The following is a 14,792-nucleotide window of genomic DNA, read 5'->3' on the forward strand; positions in this document are numbered from 1 at the left end:
GACACTGCCCGGCGGCTGAGATCCTCGAGATAGCGTCGGGCGAGCCGCGGCTCAGCTCATATGGACGGCCTTGGTGATCATATGGCCGTCGACCCCCTCGGGACCGTCTTCCGATCCGAAGCCGCTTTCCTTGATCCCGCCGAACGGCGCGTCGGGCCAGGAGGTGCGGACATTGTTGATCACGACCATGCCGGACTCGACCGCGTCCGCGAGCAGGTTCTGCCGGCGGCCATTCTCGGTGAAGCAATAGGCGGCAAGGCCATAGGGCAAGCGGTTGGCATGGCCGATCGCATCTTCGACGCTGCCGAAGCGGGCAAGCAGCGCGAGCGGGCCGAAGGGCTCGTCGTTCATCGCCGCGGCCTCGATCGGCACGTCGCCGAGCACGGTGGGCTGGAAGAAGAAGCCGTCGCCCTCCCCGCGCCCGCCGCCGGCAAGCAGCTTGGCACCAGCGCTGCGGGCATTCTCCACCAGCGCCTCGATCGTGCCGGGGCGGCGCGGATTGGCGGTCGGGCCCATATTGATCCCGGCCTCGCGCCCGTCGCCCATCTTGATCCGGCCAGTGCGCTCGGCAAAGCCGGCGGCGAAGCGATCGTAGATCCCCTCCTGCACATAGAAGCGGGTCGGCGAGACGCAGACCTGGCCGGCGTTGCGGAACTTGTGCGCGACCAGCGTGTCGAGCGTCTTCTCCAGATCGCAATCGTCGAACACCAGCACCGGCGAGTGGCCGCCGAGCTCCATCGTCATCCGCATCACCGTGTCGGAGGCGAGCTTCATCAGATGCTTGCCGATCGGCACCGAGCCGGTGAAGCTGAGCTTCCTGGTGACCGGCGAGGCGAGCAGCGTGCGCGAGACGGTGTCCGGCACGCCGAACACGATCTGGCAGACCTCGCCGGGCAGGCCGGCATCCTGGAAGCACTTCATCACTGCGATCGCGCTGGCGGGCGTTTCCTCGCTCGGCTTCAGGATCACCGAGCAGCCGGCGGCCAGCGCCGGCGAGATCTTGCGGACCGGATTGATCACCGGGAAGTTCCAGGCGCAGAACGCCGCCACCGGGCCGACCGGCTGCTTGAGCACCAGCGAGCGCAGTCCGGGTGCGCGCGGCAGCACCTTGCCATAGTTGCGCAGCGCCTCGCCGGCATGGAATTCGAGCAAAGCGGCCGAATAGAGCGCCTCGCCGCGCGACTCGGCCAGCGGCTTGCCCTGTTCGAGCGTGGCGATCTGGGCCAGTTCCTCGGCGCGCTCGCGCAGCAGCGCGGCGGTACGCAGCAGCACGGCGGCGCGCTGCTCGGGGGGCGTCGCGCGCCAGGTCGCGAAACCGCGCTCGGCGGTCTCCAGCGCATCGGCCAGGTCCTGGGCGTTCGCCAGGGGCAGCTCGCCGATCGTCTCGCCGGTCGCGGGGTTGAGCACCGGCTGGGTCTCCCGCCCTGCCGGCCCGCGCCACTCGCTACCGATGTACAGGTTCAGATCGGGGAACACTCCAGCGGTCATCTCAAAAGCCTTTCGCCAACGCCCGGGAATCGATTCCGGCATGCCCCCCTTCGGCTCTGCTGGCGAGGTTGTCGAGAGCGGCGGATGCCGAAGCGATAGTCGCCGCGGCTCCCGCCACGGCAACTATCGCTTCGGGCGACGATCAGAAGCCGAACCGGATGCCAACGCGCCCGCCGGCGCCCCGACGACCGCTCCCAAAGGCGCCTTCTGCCTGGATGAACCCGGTCACCGGGCCCGTACCGCCGATGCTCGCACCAATCGATGCGCGGGCCTGATCGGGCAGTGCCAGTCCGGAGATCGTGTCGCTGGCGGTGCTGCTGAACAGCGTCGCATCGTTCTTCCCGGCGAATTCGTGCACATAATGCACGCCGGCATAGAAGGTCGCCGGCGTCGAGCCGAGATGGGTCGCCCCGCCCAGACGGGCGCCGAAGGTGCCACGCACGCTGGTCAGGCTGTCGAGCATGACCGTCTGACTCAGCGCAGCGACGTCATCGAGACTGGTATGCGACCAGGACAGCCGCGCCGAAGGCTCGACGAAGAAGGCCCCGCCGCCGAACCGAGCACCCACTTCCACCTGCGCACCGACGCTGCGCCCGGAAACATCGTCGCTATAGCCGAGCGACCGGTCGACGACCTTGAGCGAATGGAAGGCGACGCTCACCGATCCGTTGGCGAAGAAGCGGCCGCTGGACAGGCGCCCATAACCGCCAAGGTCGAAACTGTCGGCGGTGGCATGGGCGGCGCTGCCTGAGAAATTGACCTTGGAGTTGATGTAACCGCCGGTCAGGCCGAAGCCCGGCCGCCCGGCATCGCCGCCGCCAAAGTCATAGCCGATCCGTGCTTCCACTTCGTCCTGGCGATATCCGACCGCCGTGTCGCTGCCGTTGATCGAGCGGGTCTGGCGAATGCGTTCGCTGCCCCCGCCGAAAATGCCCCAGAGCGCGCGCGACTGGGTCATGCCCGCATCGCGGATGCCGGCGAGATGGGTGGCGACGGTGTCGGCGCCCCGGCTCCATGCGTTCGCCAGCGTCTCGTTCAGCTTCGCGAGGCGGTAGACCGGCGTGCCCGCGGCGTTGCGCAGCAGGAACTTGCCGCTCGCGGCGTCGAAGCCCAGATCGTAATGGACCAGGCCGATGTCGCTGTTTGCCAGGGTGAAGGCGTTGGCCGACGAGCCGGCACCGACCTGGATCAGCGCGACGGGTGCCTGGCCGGTCAGGACCGCGTTCGCGTTGCCGACATCGGCGAGCAGCACGGCGGTGGAGCCGGTCGCGGCGCCACCGATGACGAGCCGGTCGGTCGTGCCGCTACCGACATCGAGCGCGATCCGGGCACCGTTCGAGCCGACATAGTCCTTCGGCAAGGTGAGCGTATCGCCGGCATGACCGTTCGACAGGTCGATCGTGCCGCCGGCATTCTCGAACCGCTCGAGCCCGAGCAGCGTCACGCCGGCGGCAGGCGCGCCCGCCGCGCCGATGCGGACGGTGCCCTGGTTGAGGAAGCGATCGTTTCCGGTGCCGAAATCGCTGTCCGCCGAAGCCAGGAACAGGCCGGTATTGGTCAGAAGATCATCGCCGTCCCCGAGCAGCAGGCGGCCCTGGATCTTCCCGCTGTTGGCGATCGTCGCGGTGCCCGCATCGACGCGCAGCGCATAGCCGCTGCCGCCTTCGAGCAGGCCGGCATTGGTGAGAGTGAAGTGGTGCAGCGGGTCCGCGGCGGCGCGCTGGTTCTGCTCCTCGCCCTCACCTTCCTCGGGCGGCACATAGGTCTGGGCGCTGACGACGATGCCGTTCACGCCGGAGACGCTGCCGCCGGCGGCGATGGTCAGCGAGACATTGTTGCCCGTGGCGACGATCGCGTCGCCCTGCGACTTTGTCGCGCCGCGAACCGTGATCGCGACGTCGCCGCTGGCCGTCGCATCGATGGCCGTGCCCGTCGTGCTGGCCGCACCGCTGGAGATGGTCAGGTTGCCCCCGAACGCGCTGGCGGCGATGCCGATGCTGTCGGCGCCCGTGAGCGTGATGCGGTCGATCTGGACCGAGGTGTCGCCATCATAGCTGGTGACCACCGCGCCGATATTGCCGGCGCCGGAGCCGGTGATCGCGCCGGCTTTCAGCACCGCGTCTCCCCCGGCGGCGAGGATGTCGACCGCACGCGAATCCGTACCCGCGACGGTAACGCTCTGGACGGTCACGGCGGCGTTCAGGCCACCCGCGCGGATCGCATCGGTGGCCTCGCCGCGGGTCTCCACGCTGCCGGCCTCGACGCTGACATCGGCATAGGGAGCCAGCGCGAAGATGCCGGTTGCGCCGGTGCCGGTCGTCTTGACGCTGTCGGCGATGACGCGGACGTCGTCATAGATGCTGGCGGCATAGGCGCCGCGGGCATCGGTGCCCGTGGTGGTGATGGTGCCGGCATCGACAATGATCGCGCCCGCGCCGATCGCATAGACCGCGTCGGAGCGGTTGCCCGTCGTAGCGACCGAGTCCGCCTTGATCGAGATGCTGCGATCGACGTCAGAATAGATGTCCATCGGGACCGAGCGCGCAATGATCCCCTCGGAATCGTCGCCCGTGGTCTTCACGGTGCCGGCTTCGATCGTCGTCCAGCCGTCCATTGCGGCGGTGACGATGGCGGGCGCGTGAATCCCGGCGGTTGTGACGGTGTCCGCCTTGATCGCGATGTTGCCGAAATTGGCCTGGGCATCGATACCAGCGCCGCCGCGCCCCGACGTCTCGACGCTGCCCGCATCGATGAAGATCGTCCCGCTATAGGTGCTGGCGAGGATGCCCTCCGCCCACGTCGAGTGGCGGCCGCCGCCAAGGTCGCCCGAGGTGATCACCTTGTCGACATTGACCCGAACGTCGCCGACCCCGCTCGCGGAGATGCCGCGCGCGCCGCCGCCGGTGGTGATCACCGTCGTGGCGTTGATCACCACCGCGTCGCCGCCATCGAGCGCGACACCCGAGGCCGCGATGCCCTCGCTGTGCTCGCCTGCCGTGGTGATCGTGCCGGTCACGTCGATGCTCGCCTTGCCGCCGCCGGCGAGTGCCAGGGCGCCGACCGCATAGTCGCCACGCGTATCGACCGATCCCACCGTGATATGGGCGGTCTCGCCCTCGACGAAGCTGTAGGCGCCGATGCCGGTGCCCTTGCCGCCTGAGGTGGATACGGTTCCCGCCTGGACGTCGACCGAACCGCCGACACTATAGGCGACGATGCCCTGGCTGCCATAGCCGCTGACCTGCACCGAATCGGTATCGACCGAGACATCGCCGAGCGACAGCGCGCCGATGCCGATCGAATAGTCGCGGCGGGTCTTCACGTCGCCGGTCTTCACCGTGACCGAGCCGCTGCTGTAGTTGATCGCGTAAACGCCGTGCGAACTCTCGCCGCTGGTCGCGACATTGCCGGTGGTGACGGTGATGTCACCGCCGAAGCTCACTGCGTGCAAGCCCTGCGAGCCGGTGCCCAGCGTCGTCACATTGCCGGTCTCCACCGAGACATCGCCATTGCCGCCGGCATAGATGCCGAAGGAGGCGGCGCCGCGCGTGTCGACATTGCCGACATCGACATTGGTCGCGCCGTGCTCGGAATAGTTGAGCGCGACGATGCCGTCCGAAAAGGCGCCCGAGGTCGTGACCGAGCCTGCGCTCACGCTGATCGTCGGGGTGACCTCGGCGTCGCTATATTGCAGGTTGCTGCGGGCGAAGATGCCGGTGGCATAGTCGCCATTGGTGCGCACGCCGCCCGAGATGGCGACATCGACCGCGGTGCCGATCGCGGTCACCGCCGTCGCGTCTGCCTCGGTGCCGTAACCACCGCCCGAGGTGCCGACCGATTCCGCATGGATAGTGGTGGTGCCCGACGCATAGGCGACGATACCGCGCGCCGAGCCGCCCCAGGCATAGGCGGCGCCGGTCTCGATCGTGGTGTTGCCGTGACTGGTCGATGCATAAATCGCGTCGGCACCCCAGCCATAGGTGGAGACGACCCCGGTGTGGATCGCGATGTCGCCATTGGGGGTGTTCGCCCGCACGCCGAACGCCGCTTCACCGGAGGTGCTGACCTGGTCGGCCGTGATGCTGATGCCGCCGCCATTGCCGGCATCGGCGATGATGCCTTCGGCGCGGTAGCCGCTGGTGGTGACGGTGCCGGCTTCCACGGTCACGTTGCCTTCTGCCGTGACGGCGCGCACGCCGGTGCTGCGCCAGCCCGCAGTCTGCACGGTCGAGCCCGCCGCGGACACGGTGATCGCCCCGCCTCCGGTCGAGATGCTGATGCCGGCGGTCTCGTCATCCGTCGTCGAAATGACGGTCGCCGGCGGCACGATGACGGTGAGGTCCTGGGGCGGCTGGGCCGAGAGGTCATAGCGGATGCCGGTGGGATGCGCGTCGTCGGCCGGGGCGCACTGGACGGTGCCGGCGACCACCGGGCCGCATTGCTGGTCCGCCTGGGCAAGCGCCGGGCTGGCTGCGAGCAGCGCGGCGAGCGCGCCGGCGCTGGCGCCCCACAGGCGACGGCGGGACGGTCGCACGGAGTTCATATGGGGAGCAGCGGCACGGACCATGAGGGGCATCGGGATCTCCTGCGTGGACGCCCGGGGGCGCCAGGTTACGATCCTGTGACGCCGTGTCGCCGGACGAGCCTTGCGCCCGGCAACCTTCGAAAAGCCAGAAATCGCGCGATGCAAAAAAATGTCGCCAGGGGCCGATCCGGCGCAAGGTTACGACGCGATGACGGCGTCTTTCAAAATAGTGACAATCGCGCGGGCGCGACGTGCCCGCAGGCTTGGGGACGCGAGAAATGGCCACGGCGGAGAAGAACGCGGCAGGGAATGACGCACCGGTGAACATGGGGGCCGCGAGTGCGCCGGACGCGGCCCTGCCCGCCCCCGCACCGGGAACCTCGCAGATCAGCGTATCGCGCGGGCTGAGCGCCTGGCTGGCGACGCACCGCACCAGCCTGGCCTTCTCCTCCTACCAGACCGGGCAGCTGTTCCTGGTCGGCCGCCAGCCCAACGGCACCGTCTCGTTCAACCAGCAGAATTTCAGCCGCGCCATGGGCCTGTCCTGGTCGCACGGCCGGCTCTATCTGGGATCACTCTGCCAAGTGTGGCGGCTGGAGAACATGCTGCGCCCGGGCGAGCGCGGCAACGAGGCCTTCGACGTGGTGCTGGTGCCGCGCAACGCCCAGACGACGGGCGACATCGACATCCACGAACTCGGCGTGGACGGCGATGGCCGCGTGGTCTTCGTGAACACCAAGTACAGCTGCCTTTGCACGCCGGACCTGACCCACAGCTTCAAGCCGATCTGGAAGCCGCCCTTCATCTCGAAGCTGGCGCCCGAGGACCGCTGCCACCTCAACGGCATGGCGATGGCGGACGGCCGCCCCGCCTATGTGACCGCTGTCAGCCGTTCGGACGTGCTGACCGGCTGGCGCGAGCGGCGCCACGAGGGCGGCGTGATCGTCGAGGTCCAGACCGGCCGGATCGTGACCGACCAGCTTTCGATGCCGCATTCGCCCCGGATGGTGGACGGCCGCCTCTATGCGCTGGACAGCGGCCGCGGCCAGATCATCGAAGTCGATCCGCGGACCGGCGAAAAGCGCGACATCGCCTTCTGCCCGGGCTTCCTGCGCGGGATGACGATCCATGACGGCCACGCCATCGTAACCGTCTCCAAGCCCCGCGACGGAACGTTCAAGCATTTGTCGCTCGACGGCGAGCTCAAGGCGCGCGATGCCGAAGCCTGGTGCGGGCTGCTGATCGTCGACCTGGCCACCGGCAACCTGGTCGAGTGGATCCGCATCGAGGGCCATATCACCGAGCTGTTCGACGTGACGGCGATGCCCGGTGTCGCCTGCCCGATGGCGGTGGGCCCGGACACCCCCGAAATGCGCGCTACGATCAGCTTCGACGCGGCGCTGCTGGACAGCGCCCCGCTCTCGCAAGCCGCGTGAGCGCCGGGGCTCGGCCGGGTCGGGCACCTTTCGGCAATGTGCTTGACGTTGCCCGACGGAAAGGCTCTGCTGCACCGCAACACTGCGAAAGCAGGATGCCGCTGCGGGTCAATGGCGGGCGAAGGGTGCAGGGGGAAAGTCAGAACATACTGGTCGCAACCTTCATGCAGCACCGGGACGCGCTCGCCCGCTTCCTGGCGATACGCTGCGGCACCGACAGTGCCGAGGACCTCGTCCAGGAGCTCTGGATCAAGGTGCAGCAGGTGCGCACCGAAGTCGATGTTCCCCTCGCCTATCTCTACCAGATGGCACATCGCCTGGTCCTCGACACCCGCAGGGGCGCGTCGCGCGGGCGGGATCGCGAGCAGGACTGGAGCTTCACCCAGGGCATCACCGAAGCGGTGGAGGCGCCGATGGCCGAACGCGCCTTGCTCGCGCGCGAGCATCTGCAGCAGATCGAGCAGACGCTCGCCGAAGTCGGCAGCCGCGCGATGCGCATCTTCACCCGCTACCGCGTCGACGGCATCGAGCAGCGGCGGATCGCCGAGGAGATGGGAATCAGCATCAGCACGGTGGAGAAGGACCTGCGCCGGAGCTATGCGGCGCTCGCCCGCTTGAGGGACGACAGCGATGCGGTTTAGAGCGACCCATGGCGTCATCGGCGCGAGGAGATGCCGAGGATGAGCAAGCAACGGTCCGACGCCGAGGAGCAGGCCATCGCCTGGGCGATCCGCGCCGACGCACCCGGCTTCGTCGAATGGGAAGCGCTGGAACAATGGCTGGCTGCCGATCCGCATCACGCCGTGTTGTTCGATCGCGCGGCCAGCACCGCCCATGAAGCCGCCGCAACCATCGCCGCGGTGCCCGCACGCGAGCGATTCACGCTGATCCAGGGCGATCTTGCCGATCCGGTGGAGGAAGCCCCCCGCCCCATGCGCCGGCGCTGGGCGGTGGCCGCGCTCGCCGCGGGGGTAGCGGGACTGGCCTTCGGCACTTCCTGGTTCCTGCTACCACCGGGCACCGCATCCGAGCAGATCGTCGGCACCAGGGCCGGCGAAGTGCGGACGCTTGCGCTGGGCGATGCGAGCAGCGTGACGCTGCGCGGCGACAGCGAGGTCCGCTTCCTTCCGGCCAACCCGCGTGCGGTGCGCCTGACCCGCGGCCAGGCGAGCTTCCAGGTCCGACACGACGCGGCCCATCCCTTCACGGTGACCGCCGGCGATATCGAGGTGACCGATCTCGGCACGCGGTTCGACGTCGATCGCGGGACCGATGCCACGACCGTAACCGTGACCGAGGGTTCGGTGGCGATCCGCGCGGCAGGACGGCAGTTCGAGCTCCATGCCGGGCAGCGCAGCGTGATCGCGAACGGCGCGGCGCCCGGCAGCCCGACCGCCCTCGCGCCGGCGCAGGGGGCCGAACGAGGGGGTGGTGCCCTGAGCTATGAGGACGTGACCTTCGCGCGCGTCGTCGCCGATGTGAGCCGACGGACGGGGATCCGCATCCGGCTGGCCCCGGCCCTGGCGAGCCGGCATTTCGCGGGCTCGATCAACCTGGACGGGCCGCCCGAGGCGGTGGTCTCGCGGCTGGAGGCGGTGCTCGGCGTCTCCGCCCGCCGCGACGGCGATGGCTGGGCATTCGCGCCGGCATCGGACGGGGACCCGAACTAGCCACGTGACCGCGCTCCCGCTTGGCCCTCCCTGCCGCTATGCCTGTGCGCTGCTCCTGCCGGCGCTGTCGCTGACGGTCGGGGCCAGGCCCGCGGACGCGCAGACGGTCCGGAACGTCCATCTCGACCTGCCCGCCGGCCCGGTCTCGGCCGCCCTCCGTTCGATCGCCCTGCAGACCGGGGCGAGCTTCGGCACCGACGATCCCGCGCTGCTGCGCCGGCCGATCCGGCGGCTGCGCTTCGACGGCGGGATCGACAAGGCGATCGAGACCGCCCTGGCAGGAACCGGGCTGGCCGCCCGACGGGTCGCCCCCGGGATCTGGCGCATCGTCGCAGCGCGCCCCCGCGCCCAGCTCCGCCCGCCGAAACCACCGTCCGCGCCCCAGGTCGCACCGGACATCGTGGTGACCGGCAGCAAGGTGGACGCTTCCCTCGCCCATTATCCCGCGAGCGTGGCTATCCTCGACGGGAGCGAGATCGCGCACGTCTCCGGCGAGCATGGCACGCTGGCCATCTCCGAGCTCCATCCGACATTGCTGTCGACCCGGCTGGGATCGGGCCGCAACAAGCTGTTCCTGCGCGGCATTGCCGACAGCAGCTTTTCGGGCGCGAGCCCGTCGCTGGTCGGCCAGTATCTCGGCGACCTGCGCCTCGCCTATGCTTCGCCCGACCCGGATCTTCGCCTCTACGATGTCGAGCGGGTCGAGGTGCTCGAGGGGCCGCAAGGCTCGCTATACGGCGCGGGGTCGCTGGGCGGGGTGCTACGGATCGTGCCCAACGCACCCGATCCGCGGCGGGCCTCGGGCGAGGCATGGGGCGGTGCCGAGACCACCGCGCACGGCACCGGCAGCACCGATGCCGGCCTGGTCGCCAACCTGCCGCTCGGCGAGGGCGCCGCCGTCCGCGTCCTCGGCTATCGCGAGACGATCGGCGGCTATATCGACGATGCCGGGCGGGGGCGGAAGGACGTCAATTCCACCCGCGTGGCCGGTGGCAGGATCGCCTTGCATATGGCGATCGGCTCGAACTGGTCGCTGGACCTGACCGGGATCGGCCAGGACGTGCGCAACGCCGATGCGCAATATGAGCAGCGCACGCTGGGCCGGCTCGTCCGCGCCTCCGCCTTCGCCCAGCCCTCGCATCACTTCTACCGCGCGCTGGCGGTCTCCGTCGCCGGGCCGCTGGTCGGTGGGCGGCTGCAATCGAGCTGGGGGCTGGTCGACCAGCGGCTCGGGCAGGTGTTCGACGCCACCCAGCCCGGCGAGGACCCGGTCGCCTATCGCCAGCGCGACCATATCTCGCTGCTGTCCAACGAGACCCGGCTGACCCGCAACTTCGGCCAGCGCTGGGACGGGCTGATCGGCTTTGCCGCGCTGCGCTCGATCGCCAGGCAGGCACGCAGCACCGGGGCGCCCGAGCAACCGCTCAGCCTGGGAACGCTCGACAGTCGAGTGAACGAGGCCACGTTCTTTGGCGAGGCGAACTGGCATCCGGACGACAGGCTGACGCTCAGCGCCGGCGGGCGCATTTCGTTCATCGAGATGCGCGGGGCCGCCACCGGCGTTCTCGCCAAGCCGGCGCCGGGCACGACGCCGACCCCGCCGCTGCGGCACCAGCGGCTTTCCACCCCCAGCCTTGCCCTCGCCTGGACGCCTGTGCCCCAGGCGACGCTCTACCTGCGCTATGCCGGCGGCTACCGCCCGGGCGGGCTGACTGTGAGCGGTGCGGTGGAGCGTTTCACGCCGGACGCCGTCCGCACCGCCGAGATGGGATTCCGGATGCAGGCCCGGGCGCTGGCCGGCCTTCAGATCGAGGGCACGCTCGCTCGCACCGACTGGCGCAACGTGCAGGCAGACACCGTCGATGGACTCGGACTGCCCCATACCGCCAATGTCGGCGACGGCGTGGTGCGCACCGCCACCCTGCAGGTCCGAATCTCGCCGGTGCGCGGCGTCACCCTGGCGGCGGGCGGTTTCGTCGCCGACAGCGAGTTGATCGGCTGGGTACCCTATCTGGAAGAGACGGTGCGCTCGACGCTCCCCAATGTCGCGCGGCACGGCGGCGTGCTGTCCCTGGCCTATGAGGGGCGGATCGCTTCGGGGAACACGCTTCGCGCCAGGCTGAGCGCGCATTCGGTCGGCCGGTCGCTCCTCGGTTTCGGGCCGGAGCTGGCGTTCGAACAGGGCGACTATGCCTATGCCTCGGGCAATCTGGGGCTCGACATCGGCAGGGCGACCCTGTCGCTGGATGTGTTCAACCTGTTCGATGCGCGCGGCAATGTCTTCGCGCTGGGCACGCCGTTCACACTGGCAACCGGCGCGCAAGGCACCCCGCTACGCCCCCGGACGATCAGGATAGGCCTTCTGCTGCGCTGCCCCTAAGCCTGCCCGCAGGCAGAGTTACCGCAAGACGCTCAATGCTCGCGGAACGATGCCCAGAAGCTGCCGAGCAGCGGCTCGAAGGCATAGTCGAGCGCCGTGCGCTTGCGCAGCGGGATGAGGATCTGGACCGGCATGCCCGGTCGCAGGGCGAAATCCTTGCCGCGCACGTCCTGGATCAGCTTGAGCTGGTCATGGGGCACGATCACCTCGCCGGTGAAATAGCTCTGTCCGGACTTCTCGTCGGTGAAGCTGTCCGCGGAGAGCCGGGTCAGCCTGCCTTCGAGATTGGGCAGGGTCCGCTCGTGCAGGCCGGAGAACTTCACCAGGGCGCGCTGGCCGACGTGCAGGTCGTCGGCATCGTCGGGGGCGATGCGCGCCTGGATGACCAGCGAGGCGCGCTCGGGGACGATGTCCATCAGCTTCTGCCCCGGCGCGATGACACCGCCCGGCGTGAATACCGATAGCCCCACCACCGCACCGGTGGTGGGCGCCCGGATCGCGGTCCGCTCGAGCTGGTCACGCGCGGCGGTCCATTTGGGCAGGACCTCGCCCAGGCTGGTCTCGACCTCGCGCAGGTCCGATGCGGTGCGCTCGCGGAAAGTGCGTTCGGCCTCGAGCGCCTGGAGCTCGCTCTCGCGCGCCGCCCCGCGCGTCTGGGCGGCGCTGGCGCTGTACTGCCCGCCCTGCCCCTGCAACTCGGCGCGGGCGCGCTCGAGATCGCGCATCCGCGTCTGCGAGACGAACCCCTTGTCGGCGAGCGGCTTCAGCGCGGCGATCTGGTCGTCGATGATGCGCAGTTGCTCGCGCGCGGCCACCGCCTGCTCGCCATAGCCCTTGCCCTGCTGGGACGACTGGACGACGCGCTGGCCGAGCGCGCCGCGCTGCGCGGCCAGCACCGAGGTGCGGGCCGAAAGCTCGGTCTGCTGGAGCTTGAGCGCCAGCGCCGCCTCGTCGCGATCTTCGGGTGACAGCGAGGCGAACTGGGCCGGAGCGGTGATCGTGGCGCGGCCGAGTTGCTCGGCCTCCAGCCGTGCGCGCTGGGCGAGCAGCCGGATCGCCTGCGAAGCGAGCGCCCGCTCCTGCGCGCGCACCTCGGCGGCGGCAAGCTCGACCAGCAACTGCCCGCGCTCGACCCGCTGGCCCTCGCGCACATGGATCTTGCCAACCACGCCGCCATCGCGATGCTGAACCGACTGGCGCTGCCCGGAGACGACCAGCGCGCCCGGCGCATAAGCTGCAGCATCGAGGCGGACGAACGCCGCCGCCCCGAGGAACAGGACGAAGAACAGGGCGGCGACCACCACGCCCAGGCGGATGTCGCCGCGCGGATCGGCGAAGGCGCGCGCGTGCGGCGCGGACACGGCGCCGCGCGACGGCAACAGGGTCATGCTCATGCCTGATCCCCCGCGGCGGCGCGCACCCTGCCGACCGGCTGGGGCGCGATCCTGGGCAGGACTTCGTTGCGCGTGCCGAACATCTCCACCCGGCCGTCCCGCAGCACGAGGATCTTGTCGATCACCGGCAGGATGCCGAGCTTGTGCGAGACGATCAGCACGGTGCGCCCCTCCGCCTTCGTCGCCGCGATAGCGGCAACCAGCGCCTGGTCGCCCTCCTGGTCGAGATGCGCGTTGGGCTCGTCGAGGATCAGGATCGCGGGATCGCCGAAGATCGCGCGGGCCAGCCCGATCCGCTGGGCCTGGCCCGCCGAGATGCCGCGCCCGCCGAGCTTGAGCTGGTGGTCATAGCCGTTGGAAAGCCGGCGGATCAGCGTATCGGCGCCGACCTTCTCCGCCGCCGCGACCACCCCGGCATCGGTGGCTGCGGGATCCTCGCCGCGCTCGCGGGCGAAACGGGCGATGTTCTCGGCGACCGTGCCGGCGAACATCACGGCATCCTGCGGCAGATAGCCGAGATGGCGGGCGAGCATCTCGGGATTCCAGTCGCGCGTATCGGCCTCGTCGAAGCGGATCGTGCCACGATCGGGGATCAGCGCGCCGGCGATGGCGCGCACCAGCGTCGACTTGCCCGCGCCGCTGGGCCCGACGATCGCCACCACTTCCCCCGGTGCGACCTTGAGCGAGATACCGGCCAGGATCGCGCCGTCCTGCCTGTCGTTGAGCACCGTCACGCCCTCGAGCGTGATCGCCCCGCGCGGCGGCGGCAGCCGGGTCGGCTCGCTTGCCGCCATCGCGCCGTCGAGCAGCCCGCCGAGATTGTGGTAGCTCTGCCGCGCCTGGACGATGGCCCTCCAGGTGCCGATCAGCTGCTCGATCGGCGCGAGCGCCCGGGCGATCAGGAAGGAGGAGGCGAAGATCGCACCGCCCGAGATCAGGTTGTCGACCGCCAGCAGCGCGCCCAGCCCCAGCGCGAGCGACTGGAGCGCGAGGCGGGTGAACTTGCTGGCGGTGAGGAAGCCCCCCGCGGCGAGGCTCGCCTCGGTCTGCGCGCTGAGCATCGCCTCGCGCTGGCGCAGCTGGCGCTTGACCATCGCCTCGCGCATGCCGAGCGCGCGCACGCTGTCGCTCGCCGCGAGCAGGGCGTCCTGGCTGGCATAGGATGCGCTTGCGATCGCCTGGGCGCGGTCGAGCCGCTTGCGCGTCATCCGCTCATTGCCCCAGGCGAGCAGAGGCAGCGCGATACAGCCGAGGATCGCGACCGCGCCGATCCAGGGATGCACCAGGAAACAGACCAGGATGTAGATCGGCATCCAGGGCGCGTCGAACAGCGCCAATATGCCCGCGCCGGTCAGCGCGCCGCGCAGCGTGTCGAACTCGCGCAGCGCCTGGCGGGCAAAGGGCAGCTCGGGCCGGCCGAGCGTCGCATCGAGGATCAGCGGGGCGAGCGCCGCATCGAGCTGCACGCCTGCGCGCACCAGCAGCCGACTGCGGATCCGGTCGAGCAGCGAGAGCGTGCCGAGCGCGAAAAGCAGCACCAGCGTCAGGAACAACAGGGTTTGCAGCCCCTGGGTCGGCACTACCCGGTCATAGACCTGCAGCATGTAGAGGGTGGGAACGATATAGAGCAGGTTGATCAGCGCGCTGAACGCTGCGGCCGCCACGAAATGGCGCCGGCAAAGCTGCAGCGCAGCGCGCATCGTCCCGAGAGTGGCAGCGTCCTTCATCCCGTCGCCCCAAATTGCGCAACCGCGCAACCCTTTTGGATCGCACGGCGTTTACACAAATTACGCTGATTCCGGGTCAGATTCCATTCCAGCCCATGGCCCGGGGCCAGTCGATGGTCGATAGCTCGTGGAGCAAATCGCCGATCCTGTCCAGCGCTCCGCCGGCGCAGGC

At 69.7% G+C, this 14,792-nt stretch carries 8 protein-coding genes; 4 read left to right on the forward strand and 4 right to left on the reverse strand.

Annotation, left to right across the window (positions count from 1 at the left end; genetic code table 11):
- Positions 1–51: 51 nt before the first annotated feature.
- Together ACEN8G_RS12525 and ACEN8G_RS12530 are read right to left on the reverse strand one after the other, a co-directional pair.
- Positions 52–1,488, reverse strand: coding sequence for an NAD-dependent succinate-semialdehyde dehydrogenase (locus ACEN8G_RS12525; protein ID WP_413414404.1), 1,437 nt, complete (start codon positions 1,486–1,488; stop codon positions 52–54).
- 142 nt (positions 1,489–1,630) lie between these two features.
- Positions 1,631–6,064: a beta strand repeat-containing protein gene (locus tag ACEN8G_RS12530; RefSeq protein ID WP_413414405.1), complete on the reverse strand. Its 4,434-nt coding sequence runs from the start codon at positions 6,062–6,064 to the stop codon at positions 1,631–1,633.
- A gap of 227 nt (positions 6,065–6,291) precedes the next feature.
- On the opposite strand from ACEN8G_RS12530, the gene ACEN8G_RS12535 reads away from it, so the two are divergent.
- From ACEN8G_RS12535 to ACEN8G_RS12550, 4 genes are all read left to right on the forward strand, one after another.
- Complete coding sequence (locus ACEN8G_RS12535) at positions 6,292–7,449, forward strand: TIGR03032 family protein (protein WP_413414406.1); 1,158 nt, start codon at positions 6,292–6,294, stop codon at positions 7,447–7,449.
- Between the two features lie 164 nt (positions 7,450–7,613).
- Entirely contained in the window at positions 7,614–8,090 is a 477-nt protein-coding gene (locus ACEN8G_RS12540) for an RNA polymerase sigma factor (RefSeq protein ID WP_413414407.1), read from the forward strand.
- 39 nt (positions 8,091–8,129) lie between these two features.
- Positions 8,130–9,119 (forward strand): FecR family protein, encoded by a 990-nt coding sequence (locus ACEN8G_RS12545; RefSeq protein WP_413414408.1) that lies wholly within the window; start codon positions 8,130–8,132, stop codon positions 9,117–9,119.
- A gap of 4 nt (positions 9,120–9,123) precedes the next feature.
- Positions 9,124–11,499: a TonB-dependent receptor gene (locus ACEN8G_RS12550; protein ID WP_413414409.1), complete on the forward strand. Its 2,376-nt coding sequence runs from the start codon at positions 9,124–9,126 to the stop codon at positions 11,497–11,499.
- Between the two features lie 32 nt (positions 11,500–11,531).
- Here the strand turns inward: ACEN8G_RS12550 and ACEN8G_RS12555 are convergent, their stop codons facing one another.
- Both ACEN8G_RS12555 and ACEN8G_RS12560 read right to left on the reverse strand, forming a co-directional pair.
- Positions 11,532–12,887, reverse strand: a complete 1,356-nt coding sequence (locus tag ACEN8G_RS12555; RefSeq protein WP_413414447.1) for an HlyD family type I secretion periplasmic adaptor subunit — start codon at positions 12,885–12,887, stop codon at positions 11,532–11,534.
- A gap of 2 nt (positions 12,888–12,889) precedes the next feature.
- Positions 12,890–14,620, reverse strand: coding sequence for a type I secretion system permease/ATPase (locus ACEN8G_RS12560; RefSeq protein WP_413414410.1), 1,731 nt, complete (start codon positions 14,618–14,620; stop codon positions 12,890–12,892).
- Positions 14,621–14,792: the final 172 nt, after the last annotated feature.

It is taken from the genome of Sphingomonas sp. Sphisp66, assembly GCF_047324325.1.
Taxonomy (GTDB): domain Bacteria; phylum Pseudomonadota; class Alphaproteobacteria; order Sphingomonadales; family Sphingomonadaceae; genus Sphingomonas.